Below are 21,425 nucleotides of genomic sequence, written 5' to 3' on the forward strand. Positions count from 1 at the left end.
GCTTAAATAATATTTAAACGTAACACTATGGCAAAACGTAAGAACGATAACCAACCGATACAAGACATACTTAAGGAATTTGTGCAAACCAACAATCTACAGACAGGTTTAGACAAAGTGGATGTACGAGAAGCCTGGGCCAATTTAATGGGTAACGGAGTTAATAATTACACCACAGCCATTGAACTAAAACACGATACCCTTTATGTACAACTTAGCTCTAGTGTACTGCGCGAGGAATTAAGTTATGGCACTGATAAAATCATCAAAATGCTTAACGAATCACTTAGAAAAGAAGTGGTTAAGAAGCTCGTACTTCGCTAACGTTTAAATAATAAAATTTTGATAAATCAGTTCTTACTTTCCGAGATGCTCCTTACCTTTATAACATGACACTATTTAAAAGCATATTTATAATTTTCATGCTACAAACTATGACGATTTTTAATTTTACAAAAGATAGCGATATATCAAACTGGAAAATCTTAGACGATGTAGTTATGGGTGGGCGTTCTAATGGTGATTTTATAATCAACGAGGAAGGTCACGGTAAATTTATAGGTAAAATATCCTTAAAAAATAATGGAGGATTTTCATCCTTACGCTATAATTTCAAGACCAAAACAACAGCTGATTACTCAAAGTTTGTAATTAAAATAAAAGGTGATGGAAAGCCTTATCAATTTCGTGTTAAGGATCAACAAAACAATCGTCATTCTTATATCTATGAATTCAATACGACTGAAAATTGGCAAACTATTGAGATCCCTTTTTCAGAAATGTATGCCGCTTATAGAGGACGTAAATTAGATATTCCTAATTTTGATGGAAACCAAATGGAAGAAATTGCTTTTTTATTCGGCAATAAAGAAGAAGAAAATTTTAAACTACTCATTGATAATATTTCTCTAAAATAATAAAACACTTTTAAAATTATCTTTTAAAGATTAGTACGATTCGTTTGAAACGCTATCAAATTATTCCCTATTTTTAAATCCGACTATAATTCAACTACATGAAGTATTTCAAACTCACCCTATCTTTCATATTAACTATAGGTGTATTTTTTGTATTAAATACCAAACTCGGTGCCATTCCACCTATAGGAAAATTTCTAAACCCCTATTCTGGGGTTTGGCAAAATGAAACCGATGAAACCATATCGGGAGACATTTTTATATCTGAATTAAAAGATAAAGTTACGGTTCATTATGATGCACAATTAATTCCACACGTATTTGCACAAAACGAACGCGACTTATACCGAGCACAAGGTTATATAACAGCTAAGCATAGACTATGGCAAATGGAATTTCAAACGTATGCCGCAGCAGGTCGCTTATCCGAAATTATTGGAGAAGATGCGTTGAGCTATGATCGCCAAGAGCGCCGACGAGGTATGATGTATGGTGCTGAGCAAGCTATTTTAAAAATGAATGAAGATGAACAAACCAAGGCGTTCGTCCAAGCTTATTCTGACGGTGTTAATAGTTATATCAATCAATTAAAGCCTAATCACCTTCCGGTAGAATATAAATTATTAGACTACCAACCAGAAGCTTGGTCACCTAAAAAAACAGCCCTATTATTAATGTACATGACTAAGATGTTGGCGGGTGGAGATGAGGATATAGAATACACCAATGCTTTGCGTTTATTTGGTAAAGAACGTTTTGATTTATTGTTTCCGGATTTCTTCGATATCACAGATCCCATAATTCCGAAAGAAACAGACTGGAGTTTTATCGATGTACCACAAACTCCACTACCAAATAATAATGAACCCGTTTTAGATTCGCTTTCTGAAACCATTGAAAAGCCCGATCCAAATTATGGAAGTAACAATTGGGCAGTTTCTGGAGAAAAATCATATTCTGGTAACCCCATTTTGGCGAATGATCCACACTTAGGTCTAAATTTACCGTCCATTTGGTTTGTTATGCAATTAAGCACGCCACATCATAACGCTTTTGGTGCAACGCTCCCTGGCGCTTTAGGGGTTATTTCTGGTTTTAATCAACATATTTCTTGGGGAGAAACTAACGCCACAAGAGATGTGATAGACTGGTATAAAATTGAGTTTAATAATAAGAGCACAAAATATAAATACAATGAGGATTGGAAAGATGTGACCTACAGGGTAGAAACAATTAATATTAAAGGACAAGAAGCTTATACAGATTCTATTCGCTTTACACATCATGGACCGGTGGTTTTTGACAAAAATTTTAACTCTGATAATGAAAAAATGGGATATGCCATGAAGTGGATTGGACATATCGGTGGTAATAACCAAAAGACGTTCTTAGATCTCAATAAAAGCAAAAATTATAACGATTACGTAAAAGCATTAGAGAATTATACGGCACCTGCTCAAAACTTTGTATTTGCTTCAACCGAAGGTGATATTGCGCTTTGGATTCAGGGAAAATTACCTAACAAATGGGAAGGCCAAGGTAAATTTATAATGGATGGTAGTCAACCAGAAAATGACTGGCAAGGTTTTATACCACAGCAATTTAATGCGCATACTAAAAACCCTGCACGTGGATATGTAAGTTCTGCCAACCAATCGCCGGTTGATGAAGCCTATCCTTATTTCGTATTTAACGATGGATATGAAACATATAGAAACCGTGTGATTAACGATTTTTTCGATTCAAAAGAAAAATTTAATATTCAAGATTTTAAGAATTTACACAATAATAATTATAACCTTAAAGCTTCCGAACTGATGCCGTATATGCTTAAAACAATGAATATTTCTAATTTCACTAAAGAGGAAAAGGAAATTTATGAAATAGCATCAAAATGGCAATTCAATAACGATATGGAAGAAATTGGCCCAAGTATTTGGGAGGCATGGTACGATGTGCTTTACGATATGGTTTGGGATGAGTTCGATATTGAAGATACAGTGATCACACCACCATTTACGTATCAAACGATTTATTTATTGAAAAATAATGGCGACAACGCCTTCATGGATATTTTGAGTACACCAGAAAAAGAAACGGCGAAAGATCTATTCAATTTAAGTTTTAGTGAAGCCGTTAAAAATCTCAACACCTGGAAAGCAGATAATGGAGATCTCAATTGGGTGGATTACAAAGGCACATTCGTGGGCCATTTATTACAAGCTCTACCTGCTTTCTCTCGATTCGATATTCCGATTGGAGGTGGCAAAAACATTGTAAATGCTACATCAGAAAATTGGGGTCCTTCTTGGAGAATGATTGTAGAAATGACCTCACCACCGACCGCTTTAGGCATTTATCCAGGGGGACAATCTGGAAATCCTGGCAGTAAATATTACGATAATTTTATAGACGATTGGGCTGCTGGCAAATACCATAAGCTAAATTTTTTACAAAGTGATAAAGCAACTGATGCTATTATCGGCACACAAACCTTAATACCGACTAAGTAATGAGCAAGAATATTATCAATTTTATACTTACTATTATACTAGCATTTCTCTGTTCTTTATTTTTACCGTGGTGGTCAGTAATGGTTGCGGCCTTTGCAACAGCGCTATTTATACCACTTAAAAAAGCTGCAGTATTCTTTGTGCCGTTTTTAGCGATTCTACTCTTTTGGTCTGTGTATAGTTTTATATTAAGTAATGGTAATGATTATACCTTGGCGCAACGTATAGCCGTGCTATTACCATTAGGTGGCAATCCTTTTATATTAATTATACTTACAGGACTTGTTGGTGGATTAGCTAGCGGAATTTCTGCTGTGTTTGGAAAGCAATTAGGTTTAGTGTTAAGCGCGAAATCTTAATAACTTTCTAAAATAAAAATCATAATTACTTCAAATAGTGTAGATTTGTTTTCTTAATACGATTATAGTAGTGACGTGATTCCTCTGGTATCTCAAATTTAGTACACTACTTCCTTTAGCTCATTATTTATTTACAGCTAATTGGGGCGTTTTATAAATATAGAATACATGTACCAACTGAATTACCATTCTCAATCAACACCCGGTCTTACCATTGAAGATTTGGAAAATATTCTAGAAGAGGCAACAGCAACGAATAAAAAAAGGGGAATTTCTGGATGTCTCATATATCACAATAATAGTTTTGTTCAAATTTTAGAAGGAGAGAAAGAACACGTTTGTGAAGTATTTGAGAAAATCAAAAGCGACCGCAGACATCACAATATAACCTTACTCTATGAAAACCAAATTAGCAGTCGATATTTTACGGGTTGGAATATGGCATATCACCGCCCCAATGATTCCTATGTTATACAATTTGTAAATAATTTATTAATGCTTTCGAAACTTACAGATAAAGCGTCGAATTCTTTACTAACATTTTGGGGACAGGTACGTAGAATATTAGAAAATGGCTCGGTTGAATACTATGAGAATGCCTAATTAATAGGCTATTCTATAGTTAAACGATACGACTTCAAACAATTCCTCAACCTTGACAGGATTTATACAAAAAATAAGCATCATATATTGAACAATTAATCCTAGTCTATTGTTGAAACTTATCGCTTGCATGTTTCTGCTTTTTGAGGTAATTAAGCGTATTAAGTTAGTGGATTTCATTAGTAAATTATAAATTTCCATTCATTACTTTAGAGATAAAAATTGTTGTTAGAAACCAAAAAAGCCATCCAAAAATTTCTTTTCGGACGGCTTCTCTTTAATATTTTAAGATCTAAGAATACTATCTTATCACCAGCTTTTTAATTACTCTAGCATTCTCACCTTTTAATTCTAGCAAATATATACCAGGATTTAAATTAAGGTCTAAGCCATTAGCACCTATCCGAAGTGTTTTTTCAGTAATCAATTTCCCATCAACACTATATATATTCAATCGGTTAAACGACTTATTGTTATCCACATTCAGTTGACCATGACTTGGATTAGGATAAATAGCGATATCCTTAATATCCAAATCATCCACACTTAGAAATGCACAATCTACAGGATCGAAGGTGACTAAGCCTAAAGACGCATCATCATTTTCATGCGAAATTACCGCTTCAGCATCTGCCAGTGTATTTGGTACATTTTCTGAATCCCAACAATTATGCATTGCCATGATTGGATTAGGCGTATTATTAAAAAGCGCATAAATAGCACCACCATTCCCATTGTTTGAAAACACGTTCTGCCCTACATTACTTATGTTATCACCTAAGTTTATAGAGGCTTGTCCAATAACTGTAATGCCCCATAAATTACCACGAATGGCATTGCCACTAGCAATAACTTCCATTGTAGCGGTAGTTGAATTTAATGAAATACCACTTCCACCATTAAAAGGAACGGTCTCCGTGTTATTATTGTCAATGACATTATTTCTTATATAAGCAAATGAGTTACTACCAGCAATTGTAAGTCCGTAACGGTTATCGACTATAGTGTTGTTATCAATAATCGCGTTAACAACTCCTGAACCAAATAAATTGGAAACTGAAATTCCGCCTGCTCTATCTAGATTACGATCACCTTTTATAGTATTTTCAACAATTTGTATTGGCGTGTCTGGTAAAGACGGCCCCATATTTATTTGAGGTCTATTTGAATTTGCTTGATTGTTACCTTCTATATAATTATTATAAATATAAGGGGAAACGGATAAATTTGCTCCAGAATTAATAGCTGGTGTCTCGTTGAACGTTATCATATTATTTGTTATTTGAGGCGTCCCTCTAGAAAGTCCAATGGTTCCACCAGAAGAAACACCCGATACATTATTTGTAATCAAACAACTATTAATAGTAAACGTTTCCGTTAATACACGTAAGCCACCCCCGTACTCTATCGTTGCATTTTGAATATTTATCTCAGAAAACTCTTCGAAACGAAAACCATCGTAAGGTGCCGCCGGATCAATAGCTGTAAAAACAGCATTGTCAGCACTAACATTGAACGTTCCGAAAATCGTAATTCTCACATCTGCACCAATTTCTAAAGTGGCGTCTGTAGCAATTAAAAATGTATCCGTTGCTGAGATGGTGAGGTCGCTAGTTAGAGAATAGGTGCTTCCCGATACTGAAATAGTAGCCGGACTTTCCGCAACTAGATCATCTAAACTGTAGGTCATACCAGTATCTGGTGTGGTATATTGTGCGGACAGTAACCCGACAAAACCAAAAACAGTAAATAAATTGAGTAAAAAATGTTTCATAAATTGTGTTTTTTTAATTTCGATAAAATTAAATAAAATGGACTGTACAGACTGTTAAAAACCGCGTTTTAATATAAATTTCTTACAAATATTAAGGTCTTTTTTCAATAACGCTTCGTACTTATCTGAATGTTATGGCTTTCTATTAATCCACATTTTATTAATAGTGAATAAATTAATTACGATTACAATTTTTTAATAATCCATCGTATATAAGATTTCGATACATTTTAAATATTAAAAAATAAATGTGTAGGTGAATGCATTCACGTTATTCTTTAACGCAATAATGATGGGATTACGTTAAATATTTTAACGTAAATTTCCCCTTTTAACATTAAAGGAATCTTCCTTAACATTAACTATTAAATCGAAGTTAAGTGACGCTTCTAATTCGTCCTAGCCTTCCATTTCTTTTATCTTAGTAGTGAATTAAATTACTAATAATCAAAAATATAATATCACAAATGGAAAATTTAAATAAAAAGAAAGTCGCAATATTAGCAACAAATGGATTTGAAGAAAGTGAATTAAAAGAACCTTTAAATGCTTTAAAAGAAGCTGGGGCCGATGTTCATATAATTTCAGAAGAATCTGGAAAAATTAAAGCTTGGAAAGACGGTAACTGGAGTAACGAATACAATGTAGATAAAACATTGAGCGAGGTTTCCGAATCAGATTATAACGCTTTGGTATTACCTGGCGGAGTAATGAATCCAGATACCCTAAGACAAAATAAGGATGCAATAAGTTTTATAAAATCTTTTTTTAAGAATCATAAACCAGTAGCTGCTATATGCCATGCTCCATGGTTATTAGCAGAAGCTGATGTCTTAAAAGACAGAAAAATAACCTCGTATGCATCAATTAAAAGAGATATGATTAATGCAGGGGCGAAATGGGAAGATAGCGAAGTCGTTGTTGACGAAGGCTTGGTAACAAGTAGAAATCCAAAGGATTTACCAGCATTTACTTCAAAATTAGTTGAAGAGATTTATGAAGGTAAACATGAAATGCAGACTGCATAATTACCGATCATAAATAATAATTTAAGAAAGCACCTTATAGAGGTGCTTTTTGTTATGTTTTAATTTTACAATTATGTTCTTTTGCCCAGTTTATAGCAGTCTCAAGGTTACTGAACCGATTAATTTTATGTTTAAAAAATAAGCTTTCTATAACTGTATTTACAAAGCTATGACTCGTATAACCAATAACACCGTACCCGTTTAGATTAAAGTTACTTCTAAAAAATCCGAGCCAGCCCCAAGGGTCTACGGAGTAAGAATTAATCTTGTGAGATATATAAATCAAATCGCTACTTTCATTCTTAGTCACCTTAATCACATCATCAACTATAAGTTTTCCATGATTTTCCCAAGAAAAGCATACCCCTTCATTAATTTCAGATATCACAAAACCACCAAAAATAAAAACATTCCCGAATTTATAGTTTAACTCGGTGAGAACTTCATTATACCAACATGTTTGTTTAATGCTTACCATTTAGGATAATATAGAATGTGCATTCAAAAATAAAGTAAGATCCCAAAAATTAAAACATTTTTTCAACGAAACACCATGACCTGACCAAAAAGACAACTAATTTTCATATTTAATTTTATTTTTGGTTACAAATTGTTGAGCGCTTTTGTTTTTAGGCGAAATTTCTAAAGTTTTTTTATAGTGGATATAGGCTTCCATGCTATCTCCGTTATGTAAGTAAGCCTCCGCCAGACTATCGTAAACGTTAGCACTATTAGGATGCAAAGTCGCATTTATTTTTAAAATTTCAATGGCTTTTTCGTAGTCGTGATTTCCGAGGTGCTCATAGCCCATATTATTAAAATCCCATTCATTTATAAAACTACTGGTAGAGTCTTGCTCCTTTATTTTTAAATAGCCTTCAAGTGCTTTTTCATAATGGCCTTCTTTAAAATGTGTGCTGGGTGTTTTGTAATCGCTAGGAACCTTTTGATAATCGTAAGTTATGGCTCCCTCATCATCTTCAGGAATTATGGACAAATACCACTTTTTAGTTTCTGAATGTTGAACAAATCGAAATTTCTGATACATATCAGGTACAAAAAATTCGTTTTGATCTAAAGCCACAGGTTTTATTTTTCCTCCTCTCCAATTAAGAAAGAGCGTATTATTCTCATAGGTCACTTCAATTATATCATCTGGATTATATAAGTAGATTCCTGAAGTTTCTTTTATAAATGCTTCTGAATAATCGATGTTGTTAGAACAATTGAAAATAAAAAAAATAGTGCATGTGAAAAGAAGTATCTTTAGTTTCATAACTTGAATTGGTTTGGTTTAGAACAAAAAAAGTCCCACTATAAGTGAGACGATTTTATTAAAGTTTTGTTACGTATGGCTAACTAATTAGCTAACGCCCATTAATTCAACATCAAATATTAAGGTGGCATTTGGTGGAATTACTCCGCCTGCTCCTGCAGCACCATAAGCCAAATCACTAGGAATTACCAAACGAGCTTTATCACCGACGTTCAGTAAACAAATACCTTCATCCCAACCAGGAATCACTTGACCTACGCCCACTTGAAAATCTAACGGAGAGTTTCTCTTGTAAGACGAATCGAAAACGGTACCATCAGCCAATTGTCCTTTATAATGTACAGAAACCGTATTGCCTTTTTCAGCTTTAGTGCCGTCTCCTTTTTGAATAATTTTATAACGTAAACCAGATTCAGTTTCTTCAAAACCTTCAGCTAATTTATCTAATTCTGCTCTGGCAGCGTCACGCTCCTCAGCAATACGTTTTTCACGAGATCCTTCGAAAGTTCTAAAAGCTTCCACAGCGTTAAAGTTTTTAGCTGCATCTCCTTGTCGTACAATTTCTAAACGTTCAATGATATCACCTTGCGATATGGCATCCACAACGTCTTGTCCTTCAACCACATTGCCAAAGACTGTATGCTTACCGTCCAACCAATCTGTGGCCACATGTGTAATATAAAACTGACTTCCATTAGTACCAGGACCTGAGTTTGCCATAGCTAAGACACCAGGGCCAGAATGTTTTAATTCTGGATGAAATTCATCATCAAATTTATATCCAGGATTTCCTGTTCCAGTACCTTGAGGACACCCTCCCTGAATCATAAAATCTGGAATTACTCTATGGAATTTTAAACCATCATAGTAGGGTGTACCTTGTGGTTTTACAGAATTTTCTAAATTACCTTCTGCCAAAGCCACAAAATTTCCTACTGTTCCCGGAGTTTTTTCAAACTCTAAATTCACTAATATCTCACCTTTTGATGTGTGAAATTTTGCGTATAATCCGTCTTGCATTTCGTTCTTTTTTATTTGAGAGTGCAAAGATAGGAAACTGAGTTGAAAGTTTGAAGCGCAACACCTTAAGTTTATACCTGTAAATTTGAGAATTAGAATTTTAAAGTTAGTTTTGTTGAAATTAAAATATTATGGCTTTTTTATCTAAACTCTTTGGCACTACAACTTCTGAAACTAAATCGAAATCTGGAGACACCATTGAAGCTATTGTAAAAGATGTAGATAACAGGCCTTATGGAATTTCTGAAAATAATGTGCTTTATGCTGGTTTAAACGAGTTAGGAGGGTATTACTTCTTTCAAACGGTTGTAGTAGGGCAACTAAATGTGAAGTCAAAAAACGGTGCCGTACTCGTCTTTAAAAGTGATAATTTTGAATTAGAACTTAATTCAGATATGCCAGAATTTGAGTCTGAGAGTTCTGACATTAAAGGTAGACAGGTCACAAAAATTGATTTTCAAATCGAAGAAAATGACATTAAACTATTAGAAACTGCACAACCGCGTAGTGTTCAATTGAACGTAAAGAAGCATCATATTTTATTTACCAAGTTCATAGTTTCGGACGAAGAGGAATAGATCATTAAAGTTAATGCGTTTACAGTAGATATACATGGGTGCGCATTAGTGTTTAAGTGATTATCACCAATCAACACCAATGACTATTATGATAGATAGCTTTATTAAACAATGCTTACTTGCTACGACCAACTTCTAAAAGCTTTTTCCGATCGAACTAACGCCTACTACCTACTAAAACCAACTATTAATTTGCCACTTCACTCATAAATTTTATACGATACAGGCGTAATTCTTCATCATCATAATCTCCATCGAATTCTTCTATAGCATCGTCTATTTTATCGCTTTCGGATTCCATAAAATAATCATGAATTTCTTCTTGTTGATCTTCATCTAAAATTTCATCAATCCAATAATTAATATTCAACTTGGTTCCTGAAAAGACGATAGATTCCATTTCCTTAATAAAAGCCTTCATTTCCATACCTTTCGACGAAGCAATATCACTTAATGGTAATTTTCTATCAACGTTTTGAATGATGTACAATTTAATGGCTGAGTTCATTCCTGTTGATTTCACCACCATATCATCTGGCCGCATGATATCATTATCCTCAACATAATTGGCTATTAAGCCCACAAAATCTTTACCGTATTTTTTGGCCTTACTTTCCCCTACTCCATGCACATTAGTTAATTCTTCTATAGTAATAGGATACTTAAGAGCCATATCTTCTAAGGAAGGATCTTGAAAAATAACAAATGGGGGCACTCCTAATCGTTTGGCATTGCGCTTCCGCAAATCCTTTAGCATTTTCATTAATTTCTCATCGGCAACAGCTCCACCTGCTTTAGCATTAGTAATGATGCCGTCGTTCGTAGTCTCGTCAAACACATGGTCTTCGGCCATTTTAAAGGATTCTGGATTAGTAATAAAATCCAAACCGCTTTTACTCAGCCTTAAAACTCCGTAAGTTTCGATATCCTTCTTTAAATAGCGCGCAACTATAACTTGCCGAATTAAAGCCATCCAATATCTTGGGTCTTTATTTTTCCCAACACCAAAATGCTCTTGTAAATCCGTTTTATGTGAAGAAATAAGGGCATTCGATTTTCCGACAAGAACTTGAACTAAATCTTTGGCCTTATATTTTTCATTGGTTTTTTGAACGGTATCTAATAGTGTTTGAACATCGTCTTGTGCTTCAACTTGCTTCTTAGGGTGGCGCACATTATCATCCATATCGCCTCCTTCTCCGGTTGCATTATCAAATTCTTCACCGAAATAATGCAGTATAAATTTACGTCTAGACACAGAAGTCTCAGAAAAAGCAACGACCTCTTGTAACAACGCATGTCCTATTTCTTGCTCCGCGACAGGTTTTCCTGCCATAAATTTTTCAAGTTTCTCGATATCCTTATAGGCGTAATAAGCCAAACAATGCCCTTCGCCACCATCTCGACCTGCCCGACCAGTCTCTTGATAATAACTTTCTATACTTTTAGGAATATCATGATGAATTACAAAACGCACATCGGGTTTATCAATTCCCATACCAAAGGCTATGGTGGCCACCACAACATCCGTATCTTCCATTAAGAACATATCTTGATGTTTTACACGCGTTTTAGCATCCAAACCAGCATGATACGGGACTGCTTTTATACCATTAACCTGTAATACTTGTGATAATTCTTCTACACGTTTTCGACTTAAACAATAGATAATTCCAGATTTTCCTTCATTCTGTTTTACAAAACGGATAATGTCAGAGTCGACATTTTTTGTTTTTGGTCGTACTTCATAATAAAGGTTTGGTCTATTAAAGGAAGCTTTAAAAGTCACCGCATTTGGCATGCCCAAACTCTTTAAAATATCTTCCTGTACTTTTTCTGTAGCCGTGGCCGTAAGTCCAACGATTGGAATATTGTCTCCAATTCGTTTAATAATAGTTTTAAGATTTCTGTATTCAGGTCTAAAATCGTGCCCCCATTCACTAATACAATGTGCTTCATCTACGGCCATAAAAGAAATTTTAACCGTCCTTAAAAAGTCTACATACTCCTCTTTTGTCAAAGATTCTGGGGCTACATAAAGTAATTTAGTAATACCATTGGTAATATCATCTTTTACACGTTTTACTTCTGTTTTATTTAGCGAAGAATTTAAAACATGCGCCACACCTTCATTTTCAGATACAGCTCTAATAGCATCCACCTGATTTTTCATGAGTGCAATTAATGGAGATACTACAATAGCAGTACCTTCTTTAATTAATGCTGGCAATTGGTAACATAATGATTTTCCACCACCAGTGGGCATAATAACAAAAGTGTTATTACCAGCTACGACGTTTTTAATTACTTCTTCTTGTAGGCCTTTGAATCCCGAAAATCCAAAGTACTTTTTTAATGCGGAGTGTAAGTCAATTTCTGCAATACTCATTAATCCCTATTGGTATTTTATATACATTTGCAACAAGTTTAAAGATAATAAATTCTTTATACTTAAAAAACTCAATAAATAATAAGTTTTGAACACTAAAGAAACCATCTTAAAAACAGCAAGAGCAACGATAAAATTAGAAAGTAAAGCTATAAATAATTTATCGAATTTACTAACGGAAGATTTTGCCGATGCTGTAGAATTGATATATCAGTCGCAAGGTCGTGTAATTATTACAGGAATTGGTAAAAGTGCAATCATCGCTAACAAAATCGTTGCGACGTTGAATTCTACTGGTACACCAGCTGTTTTTATGCATGCGGCAGATGCTATACATGGAGACCTCGGATTAATTTTAGAAGACGATGTGGTGATTTGTATTTCTAAAAGTGGAAACACCCCCGAAATAAAAGTTTTAGTACCACTTATTAAGAATGCAAAAAATAAAATGATTGCGATTACCGGTCATAAAGATTCGTTTTTAGGGCTTCAAGCTGATTTTATTTTAAATGCTTATGTCGAACAAGAAGCTTGCCCCAATAACTTAGCTCCGACAACAAGTACCACAGCTCAGTTAGTTATGGGAGATGCTTTAGCCATTTGCTTATTAGAACTACGTGGATTTTCAAGCAAAGATTTTGCAAAATACCATCCTGGTGGTGCATTGGGCAAACGCTTATACTTGCGCGTTAACGATTTATCATCGCAAAATCAAAAACCGCAAGTGGGCTTAGAAGCGGCGCTAAAAGAAGTGATAGTAGAAATCACCGAAAAGAGGCTTGGTGTTACAGCGGTGGTTGAGAACGATCAAATTATCGGTATTATTACCGACGGTGATTTAAGGCGAATGCTCAGTAAAAGTGATGACATTTCTGGGTTAAAAGCCAAAGATATCATGAGCAACAATCCGAGAAGGATTTCGGAAGATGCGATGGCTGTAGATGCAAAGGAAGTAATGGAAACTCATGGTATTTCTCAATTATTAGTAGAGCATAATGGCAAATATTCTGGAGTAGTTCACCTTCACGATTTAATTAAAGAAGGTATTATATAATGGCAAAAAAACAAGTGGATGAGATGTCTTTTTTAGACCATCTCGAAGATTTAAGATGGCATTTAGTTAGAGCTACTTTAAGCATTGGAGTCGCGGCAATAATTGCCTTTATTTTTAAGAAATTTATCTTTGATGTCATAATCTTTGGGCCTACGCACATGAATTTCCCTACCTATGAAGGTTTGTGTAAAGTGTCGCAATTTTTGGGCATGACGGACACCACATTTTGCGCAGAGGAATTCCCTTTTATAATTCAAAATAGGACCGTTGCTGGCCAGTTTTCTGCACACATTTGGACGTCTATCTATGCTGGATTTATAATTTCTTTTCCCTATGTTCTTTATCAATTATGGAGCTTTATAAGCCCTGGATTAAAATCGAGCGAACGTAAGAATTCTCGAGGCTTTATAGTTATTGCTTCTTTATTATTTTTTACTGGAGTGCTTTTTGGTTATTACATCGTTACCCCATTATCCATTAATTTCTTAGCAAACTATCAAATTAGTGACCAGATTTCTAACGAATTTGATATTAGTTCGGTCATTGCCATTGTCCGCTCTTCAGCTATCGCGGCCGGATTTGTATTTGAGTTACCCATAATCGTATACTTTTTAACTAAAGTGGGTTTAGTAACCCCTCAGTTTTTAAAGAAATATAGAAAGTTCGCATTAGTAATTGTATTGGTGCTATCGGCTGTAATTACACCGCCAGATATTGCTAGTCAGGTTATTGTGGCCATACCTATATTAATTTTGTACCAAGTAAGTATTTATATTTCTGCCATTGTGGTTAGAAATCAAGCCAGAAAAACAGCAAAAGAAAATAAAAAAAATAAAGTTAAGTCCTAACGTATGTCTGATATTATAGAAGAATTCAATATTTATCGTGCTAAAATGAATGATAAAATATTAGCTGATAACAACAAAATTGTAAAACGCATTTTTAACCTTGACACCAATGCCTTTCAAGAAGGAGCTTTAGATAAAAAGACCAAAGAGCTTTTAGGCTTGGTGGCATCTACGGTTTTGAGATGTGATGATTGTGTGAAATACCACTTAGAATCTTCCCACAAAGAAGGTTTAACAAAAGCTGAAATAAGTGAAGCCCTTGGGATCGCTACCTTAGTCGGTGGTACCATAGTAATTCCGCATTTGCGACGTGCTCACGAATATTGGGAAGCTTTAGAAAATCAGCACAGCAAAGTAAACGTATAATGTTTTTTCAAGGCGTTCCCTTTGGGTTTAAATTGGAAACGCCTTGTAAAAATTCTACTTATGCAATCGTGATTGTTAAAAGGTTAAACTTTTAACAAATGAATAGCAAAGCGAATAGAATCTATATGATTTTATTAAATTTAGCATTCTTTTTAAGTCTATGAAGTTAAGAGCAGAACATTTAATGAAGTCCTACAGCGGACGAAAAGTGGTTAAAGATGTCTCATTAGAAGTTAATCAAGGTGAGATTGTTGGTTTGTTGGGCCCTAATGGTGCTGGTAAGACCACCTCTTTTTATATGATTGTTGGGATTATTAAACCTAATGGCGGCAACATCTTTTTAGATAATACCAACATTACCAAATTCCCGATGTACAAGCGTGCGCAAAATGGTATTGGGTATTTAGCTCAAGAAGCGTCCGTGTTTAGAAAGTTAAGTGTCGAAGATAATATTCTTAGTGTTCTACAACTTACTAAACTCAGTAAAAAGGAACAGAATGCTAAAATGGAATCGTTGATTGAAGAATTTGGCTTAGGCCATATTAGAACCAACAGAGGAGATTTACTTTCTGGCGGAGAAAGACGACGAACCGAAATTGCACGAGCCTTGGCTACTGACCCTAATTTTATACTTCTAGATGAACCCTTTGCTGGTGTCGATCCTGTTGCTGTCGAGGATATTCAACGTATTGTGGCCAAATTGACCAAAAAGAATATTGGCATTTTAATTACCGACCATAATGTTCAAGAAACCTTAGCTATTACGGATAGAACGTACTTAATGTTTGAAGGCAAAATTCTCAAGGCTGGTAAACCAGAAGAATTGGCTAGCGATGAAATGGTGAGAAAGGTGTATCTAGGTCAAAATTTTGAACTGCGTAAAAAGAAGTTGGAGTTTTAACGGATTAAGTCTCATAAACGTTTCCTCTTATTAGCAATGCTATAAAAGCGTGGTACTAAACATTAATGTAATTATGTGCCTGTCTTCGGGCGGTTACCCCAATAGTCATCATTGATATATCAAAGCAAATTTTAATGCTGTTTACTTTTCTTTGGAAGAAATGATTTTACACCATTAACAACCAATAAACAAACGCCACCTGCCAATAAGCCTACAATAAAATCTCTTATAATTGAGGGTAGTTGTTCTAAAAAGTGATGCAAGAATGCGATATTATGTACAAATATGCCGCCAGCCACTAATATTAAAGCAATCGTCCCTATGATGGATAAACTTTTTATAATCTTAGGTAATGCCCACACCAAAAAGGTGCCTATAGAAAATAAGACTCCACTTTTACCATTACTTTTACCAATTAGTTTTAAGCCCAAATCATCCATCCTAACAATTAAAGCTACAATGCCATAAACGCCGACAGTAGCGATTAATGCGACTATAGAAACGACTATTATTTGTGTCGTTAACGGTTCGTTGGAAACGGTGCCTAAAGCAATAATTACAATTTCTACAGACAAGATAAAATCGGTGACAATAGCAGATTTTATCTTCGCTTTCTCCATATCTAAAAGCTCGTTATCAGTATAATCCTTCTTAAGATCAACTTTAACGTTTTTAGGGTGTGGCACAAAAAATTCGTAGATCTTTTCAGCTCCTTCATACGCCAAGTAAAAACCACCAAGCACCAATACCACAATCACGGCCCAAGGTATAAAAGCACTCATCAAAAAGGCTAGTGGTAGTATAATTAACTTGTTTAAAAAGGAACCTTTGGTAATGGCCCATAACACAGGGATCTCTCTAGACGATACAAATCCAGAGGCTTTTTCTGCATTAACGGCCAAATCGTCCCCTAAAATTCCTGCCGTTTTTTTGGTGGTAATTTTGGTCATCGCAGCGATATCATCCATTAAAACCGCAATATCATCTAGTAATGCAAAAAATCCTGAAGCCATAAATTATAAGTGTTTTTGGAATGAAGCGAATCTTAATGAACTACGCTATTTTAGACCTGGTTAATAATGACATTATAATATACAACGCTATAATAAGTGGTATAGCGGCAAAGTGAAGTACCACTATCAATACTACACTTAAGATTAGAAAAATATACCTCACGGCATTATCCTTAAAACCCCAATTTTTGAATTTCAAAGCAAATAATTTAATATTCGAATTCAATAAATAGCAACTTAAAAGTGTTAAACCAATTAAGAACCATTGATTTATAATAATGTCATTAATAATATCATTATTCTGGTATTCTAAAATCATCGGTAATGATAATATGACTAAAGTATTAGCAGGAACTGGCAGCCCCTTAAAATAACTTTGCTGATCTTCATCTAAATTAAATTTTGCCAAGCGATACGCCGAAGCCAAAGCTATAAATAAACCTATTAAAGGCAATAGAGACATTTTAAAGCCTTTCCAGTGAAATGAGGAGTTCCAGCTATCTGAATATATACTAAAATCTGGTGCGTCTGTTGCTAACGAAATAAGTTTAAACATTATCACACCAGGCACTACTCCACTAGTGACTAAATCCGCAAGGGAATCTAATTGAATACCTAATGGGCTTTGTACGTTCAATTTTCGTGCTAACAGTCCATCAAAAAAATCGAAAAATATGCCTAAAAACACAAATAAAGCGGCGGCTACAAAGTTGCCATACACCGCAAATATTAAAGCAATACACCCCGAAAATAAATTTAGGAGGGTTACTATATTCGGAACGTGTCGTTTCAAACTCATAAAATTAGTTTTTGTAAAAATATAAAAGTAATTGCGTCTATTCTTATATTTTTTAAAATTGCACTAAAAGAAAACAATATTAAGACAGATATAGAGTTAAATAGATAGAAAAATAATGTGCATCTTTGTAAAAAAATTTTGCTGTTGAAAAATTACTATGTAATTCTCTTAACACTTACTACGCTTATCGGTACGGCTCAGACGACACGAAAATATTCTAACGAATTTATGAATATCGGTGTTGATGCGGCTGCATTGGGTATGAGTAATGCGGTGGTATCTCAAACTGCCGACGTCAATTCTGGGTATTGGAATCCAGCAGGCTTGGTACACCTGGAAGATAATCAACTCTCCTTAATGCATTCTAGCTATTTTGCTAATATTGCCAATTATAACTACATAGCTTATGCGATGCCTTTAGATACGGAAAGTGCATTAGGCATTTCTTTAATAAGATTTGGTGTCGATGATATTCTAGACACTACGCAACTAATAGATGACCAAGGAAATATTAATTACGATAGAATAAGTACGTTTTCAACCGCAGATTACGGACTAACCTTTTCTTACGCGAAAAAATTACCGTTAGATGGATTAAATTTTGGAGTTAATGCTAAAATAATTCGTCGAATTATAGGCGATTTTGCCTCGTCATGGGGTTTTGGATTAGATGCCGGTATTCAATTTGAAAGTAAAAACGACTGGAAGTTTGGTTTAATGGCAAGAGACATTTCTACGACTTACAATGCCTGGTCTATTGACGAAGATAAATTTGAACAGATTAGTGGAGCGGTTGACGGCGAAAACCAAGAACTACCAGAAACTACAGAAATCACCATACCAAAACTGCAACTTGGCATGTCTAAAAAATGGATTTTTCACTACGATTATTCTTTACTAGCGGCTGTAAATTTAAATATGCGTTTTGCAGAAAATAATGATATTATTTCTACATCTTTCGCCAGCATTAATCCGGCGTTGGGTTTTGAATTTGGCTATACGGATTTGGTGTTTTTAAGAGGAGGTGTTGGTAATTTTCAGAATGAGATCCAAATTGATAATTCAGAACAAGTTACGTTTCAACCGAACTTCGGTGTGGGTTTTAAATACAAAGGGATTTATATTGATTATGCGTTCACGGATATTGGAGACCAAAGTGCAGCGCTGTATTCCAATGTGTTTTCTTTAAAAATAGACTTTAGTGTCTTTAGATAGATCTTTTTATGAAATTAAAGTTACTCTCATTTATTTTATTAATTACGGTGGCCTCAACATTTGCACAGCAATTCCAACTGTCGGACGATGCAAAAATATCGGTACTAACTATAGGCCCAGGAGAATCATTAAATGATGCCTTCGGACATAATGGTTTCAGAATAAAAGATAACAAGTTAGGAATAGATGTCGTCTATGGTTATGGCGAATACGATTTTGATGCTCCTAATTTTTACTTAAAATTTGCGCAAGGAAAACTAAACTACCTTATTAGTAGACATCAATTTTCAGATATTTTTTACCATTACTCCCAAAATAATCGTACGATAAAAGAACAAATATTAAATCTTACAATTCAAGAAAAACAAGAATTATTCAACGTTTTAGAAAACAATTATAAACCAGAAAACAGACGCTATTTATACGATTTTTTTTATGATAATTGCGCGACCAAAATAAGAGATGTCACTATTAATACCGCCAATCGAAAAATTGAATTTCAGCCGCCCGAACGGTTTGAGTTGAAAACCTTTAGATCGTTAATTCACGATCATGTTGGTTTAAATACGTGGGGCAGTTTTGGTATAGATATCGCGCTAGGGAGTGTTATAGACAGAAAAGCGTCGCTTCGAGAACATATGTTTTTGCCCCACTATATTCATACCATGTTTAAGGACGCCACAATTAATGGTACTGAGCGTTTGGTTAAGAACGCTTCGACGCTTTTTGAAAGAAAGGAGAAACGGACGACTTTAAATTTTCTGTTTAGTCCTTTGATGGTTATGGGATTATTAGCCCTTGCTATTTTATATTTAACCTATAAAGATTATAAAAACCATCGACGCACTAAATGGTTAGATTTGGTAATTTTTTCCGTCACTGGACTTATTGGTGGTCTAGTGCTTTTTTTATGGTTTGCAACAGACCATTCTGCCACAGCTCACAACTACAACCTACTATGGGCATTTCCGCTTAATATTTTGGTTATAGTACAATTAACAAAACCAAAAATAAAACATTGGTTTAAAAGCTACTTGAAATTCTTAATAATTATGCTCTGTCTTATGACCTTACATTGGTTAATTGGGGTTCAGGTATTTGCTATTGGTTTAATTCCATTACTCATAGCGCTATTGATGCGTTATATTTATTTACTAAAATGGTGTAACGATATCCGTGGAAAAGCCTCTATGCAGTAATCTATAATCGGTAAAGTGTGAAGTGACGTCGTTTCGAGCGATTTTAAACGCTAAGCTTATCCCTCCAACGACGTGAGTCATATTTAAAACTTTAAGCGTCCCACGTCATACGTCCTAATTCTTAATTCTTAATTCCTATCTACTGTCCTCTATAATAAAGAATAGTGCTTAAAGTCTTAATGATAATACTAAAATCTAAAAATACGCTTCGGTGTTTAATATAATAGAGATCGTATTGCAGTTTGGTAAGGCTATCGTCAACGGATGAACCGTATCTTGTACTTACCTGCGCCCAACCAGTTAAACCTGGTTTTATGATATGTCGTGTTTGATAAAAAGGAATGACACGCGATAATTCATCGACAAAGAATGGGCGCTCTGGACGTGGACCGATAATACTCATATCGCCTTTTAAGACATTATAAAATTGTGGGATTTCATCCAACCGCGATCGTCTTAAAAATTTACCAAACGCTGTTATTCTAGTATCATTCTTTTTGGCCCATGTAACACCGTGTTCTTCAGCGTTAATAACCATAGTTCTCAACTTAATTATATTAAATTTTTCACTGTTTTTCCCCACGCGTTCTTGAAAATAAAATAATGGTCCTTTATTTCCTATTACATTTCCGACTAAAATAAATGGTAAAAGCAAAGCGCCTAATAGTAAACCAATGATCGAAAACAAAATATCGAAAGTACGATGAAAAAATATGTACAGTTGATTTTCATTACTCCGACTGAACGGGAAATATTTGTAAAAATCCTTACCTATAAATTGAATGGGTACTTTTTGAAGCAATTCTTCATACACTTGTGTATAATCCCGTAACTTAAATCCACGTTCTAGCAACAACATTAAATGGTGATAAACATCGTCTGTGATGGCTTCGGGATTAAAACTTGCAATTAAAATTTCTGAAACGCCTTCCTTATCTATAATCTGTAAAATATTCTTAGATTCAAATTCTTTCACCCCTTTAAATCTTACGGATTCTGAGGACGGAATTTCACTATTTATAAAACCAACAATTTTATAATTCGGATCTGTAGTATCTAATGCTTTAATCAAACCTTCTATCTTAGATACTTCACCCACCAATAGCACACGTTTATAAAAGCGAGGTGACTCAATTAAATTAATATAAATTAAGCGCCATAAAAGAATCGAAATTATTAACGTGAAATAAAAATATACAATTTGCAAACGTTCATCTGGAAGAAAAGGTGATAAAACCGGTGTTAACAAATAAAACAAGACCACGGTAGAAATCGTAATTACAATGTTTTTAAAAGTGGTGTCTAATCGACTTGCTTTCTGCAAATCGTAAAGTTCAAAAATAGTACCGAAAACAGAAATGTAAACACCTAATAATACTATAGCGATGCTGTTATCCGCACTAACTTTTAAATATTCGAAATCAAAACAAAGGCTTAAGGCATAAACCCCTAAGAATACGATAACCAAATCCAAAATTCTAAGGAGAATTTTACGTTCTGAAACTTCAAAATGGATACCTTTATTTTTAAACATTATTTAAAAAACTATGCCGTAAATATAATAAGTCTCATG

The 21,425-nt window shown here is 34.5% G+C and carries 21 protein-coding genes; 13 read left to right on the forward strand and 8 right to left on the reverse strand.

All coding sequences use genetic code 11. From position 1 onward, the window contains the following. The first annotated feature begins 27 nt into the window (after positions 1-27). From QMA06_RS06620 to QMA06_RS06640, 5 genes are all read left to right on the forward strand, one after another. On the forward strand, positions 28-324 hold the full coding sequence (locus QMA06_RS06620) for a DUF721 domain-containing protein (protein WP_290206079.1): 297 nt from the start codon (positions 28-30) through the stop codon (positions 322-324). A gap of 110 nt (positions 325-434) precedes the next feature. Then, a complete protein-coding gene (locus QMA06_RS06625; RefSeq protein WP_290206080.1) occupies positions 435-917 on the forward strand; it encodes a CIA30 family protein in 483 nt (160 codons plus the stop codon). Between the two features lie 98 nt (positions 918-1,015). Continuing rightward, complete coding sequence (locus QMA06_RS06630; protein WP_290206081.1) at positions 1,016-3,430, forward strand: penicillin acylase family protein; 2,415 nt, start codon at positions 1,016-1,018, stop codon at positions 3,428-3,430. Next, positions 3,430-3,789 (forward strand): hypothetical protein, encoded by a 360-nt coding sequence (locus QMA06_RS06635; RefSeq protein WP_290206082.1) that lies wholly within the window; start codon positions 3,430-3,432, stop codon positions 3,787-3,789. Before QMA06_RS06630 ends, QMA06_RS06635 begins: the two co-directional genes overlap by 1 nt. A 168-nt stretch (positions 3,790-3,957) precedes the next feature. Further along, positions 3,958-4,392, forward strand: a complete 435-nt coding sequence (locus QMA06_RS06640; RefSeq protein ID WP_290206083.1) for a BLUF domain-containing protein — start codon at positions 3,958-3,960, stop codon at positions 4,390-4,392. Positions 4,393-4,693: 301 nt separating this feature from the next. On the opposite strand, the gene QMA06_RS06645 is transcribed toward QMA06_RS06640, so the two are convergent. Continuing rightward, positions 4,694-6,166, reverse strand: coding sequence for a T9SS type A sorting domain-containing protein (locus QMA06_RS06645; protein WP_290206084.1), 1,473 nt, complete (start codon positions 6,164-6,166; stop codon positions 4,694-4,696). 467 nt (positions 6,167-6,633) lie between these two features. Here QMA06_RS06645 and QMA06_RS06650 point away from each other — a divergent pair, with 467 nt between their 5' ends. Beyond that, the gene (locus tag QMA06_RS06650) at positions 6,634-7,194 is read left to right on the forward strand and encodes a type 1 glutamine amidotransferase domain-containing protein (RefSeq protein WP_290206085.1); all 561 of its coding nucleotides are present in this window, start codon (positions 6,634-6,636) and stop codon (positions 7,192-7,194) included. 52 nt (positions 7,195-7,246) lie between these two features. Here QMA06_RS06650 and QMA06_RS06655 read toward each other — a convergent pair whose 3' ends face one another. From QMA06_RS06655 to QMA06_RS06665, 3 genes are all read right to left on the reverse strand, one after another. Next, positions 7,247-7,672: a hypothetical protein gene (locus QMA06_RS06655; RefSeq protein WP_290206086.1), complete on the reverse strand. Its 426-nt coding sequence runs from the start codon at positions 7,670-7,672 to the stop codon at positions 7,247-7,249. Positions 7,673-7,768: 96 nt separating this feature from the next. Continuing rightward, a complete protein-coding gene (locus tag QMA06_RS06660; RefSeq protein WP_290206087.1) occupies positions 7,769-8,470 on the reverse strand; it encodes a tetratricopeptide repeat protein in 702 nt (233 codons plus the stop codon). An 87-nt stretch (positions 8,471-8,557) separates the two neighbouring features. Further along, on the reverse strand, positions 8,558-9,490 hold the full coding sequence (locus QMA06_RS06665; protein WP_290206088.1) for a peptidylprolyl isomerase: 933 nt from the start codon (positions 9,488-9,490) through the stop codon (positions 8,558-8,560). A gap of 131 nt (positions 9,491-9,621) precedes the next feature. Between QMA06_RS06665 and QMA06_RS06670 the strand changes: the two genes are divergently transcribed. After that, positions 9,622-10,068, forward strand: coding sequence for a hypothetical protein (locus QMA06_RS06670; protein WP_290206089.1), 447 nt, complete (start codon positions 9,622-9,624; stop codon positions 10,066-10,068). 187 nt (positions 10,069-10,255) lie between these two features. Here the strand turns inward: QMA06_RS06670 and recQ are convergent, their stop codons facing one another. Next, positions 10,256-12,457 carry a DNA helicase RecQ gene (gene recQ / locus QMA06_RS06675; protein WP_290206090.1) on the reverse strand — a complete coding sequence of 734 codons (2,202 nt, stop codon included), beginning with the start codon at positions 12,455-12,457 and terminating at the stop codon, positions 10,256-10,258. An 88-nt stretch (positions 12,458-12,545) separates the two neighbouring features. Between recQ and QMA06_RS06680 the strand changes: the two genes are divergently transcribed. From QMA06_RS06680 to lptB, 4 genes are all read left to right on the forward strand, one after another. Further along, on the forward strand, positions 12,546-13,511 hold the full coding sequence (locus QMA06_RS06680) for a KpsF/GutQ family sugar-phosphate isomerase (RefSeq protein ID WP_290206091.1): 966 nt from the start codon (positions 12,546-12,548) through the stop codon (positions 13,509-13,511). After that, entirely contained in the window at positions 13,511-14,359 is an 849-nt protein-coding gene (tatC, locus tag QMA06_RS06685) for a twin-arginine translocase subunit TatC (protein WP_290206092.1), read from the forward strand. Before QMA06_RS06680 ends, tatC begins: the two co-directional genes overlap by 1 nt. A 3-nt stretch (positions 14,360-14,362) precedes the next feature. After that, positions 14,363-14,725: a carboxymuconolactone decarboxylase family protein gene (locus QMA06_RS06690; RefSeq protein WP_290206093.1), complete on the forward strand. Its 363-nt coding sequence runs from the start codon at positions 14,363-14,365 to the stop codon at positions 14,723-14,725. A gap of 160 nt (positions 14,726-14,885) precedes the next feature. Next, complete coding sequence (lptB, locus tag QMA06_RS06695; RefSeq protein ID WP_290206094.1) at positions 14,886-15,626, forward strand: LPS export ABC transporter ATP-binding protein; 741 nt, start codon at positions 14,886-14,888, stop codon at positions 15,624-15,626. A 131-nt stretch (positions 15,627-15,757) separates the two neighbouring features. Here the strand turns inward: lptB and QMA06_RS06700 are convergent, their stop codons facing one another. Next, positions 15,758-16,639, reverse strand: a complete 882-nt coding sequence (locus tag QMA06_RS06700; protein ID WP_290206095.1) for a DUF808 domain-containing protein — start codon at positions 16,637-16,639, stop codon at positions 15,758-15,760. Between the two features lie 40 nt (positions 16,640-16,679). Beyond that, the gene (locus QMA06_RS06705) at positions 16,680-17,438 is read right to left on the reverse strand and encodes a CDP-alcohol phosphatidyltransferase family protein (protein ID WP_290206096.1); all 759 of its coding nucleotides are present in this window, start codon (positions 17,436-17,438) and stop codon (positions 16,680-16,682) included. Positions 17,439-17,582: 144 nt separating this feature from the next. On the opposite strand from QMA06_RS06705, the gene QMA06_RS06710 reads away from it, so the two are divergent. Beyond that, a complete protein-coding gene (locus QMA06_RS06710; RefSeq protein WP_290206097.1) occupies positions 17,583-18,653 on the forward strand; it encodes a putative type IX sorting system protein PorV2 in 1,071 nt (356 codons plus the stop codon). Between the two features lie 8 nt (positions 18,654-18,661). Continuing rightward, positions 18,662-19,852, forward strand: a complete 1,191-nt coding sequence (locus QMA06_RS06715) for a lipoprotein N-acyltransferase Lnb domain-containing protein (protein ID WP_290206098.1) — start codon at positions 18,662-18,664, stop codon at positions 19,850-19,852. A 139-nt stretch (positions 19,853-19,991) separates the two neighbouring features. On the opposite strand, the gene QMA06_RS06720 is transcribed toward QMA06_RS06715, so the two are convergent. After that, positions 19,992-21,386 (reverse strand): exopolysaccharide biosynthesis polyprenyl glycosylphosphotransferase, encoded by a 1,395-nt coding sequence (locus QMA06_RS06720; protein ID WP_290206099.1) that lies wholly within the window; start codon positions 21,384-21,386, stop codon positions 19,992-19,994. Positions 21,387-21,425 lie beyond the last annotated feature (39 nt).

It is taken from the genome of Winogradskyella bathintestinalis, from assembly GCF_030407435.1.
GTDB classification, from domain to species: Bacteria; Bacteroidota; Bacteroidia; order Flavobacteriales; family Flavobacteriaceae; genus Winogradskyella; species Winogradskyella bathintestinalis.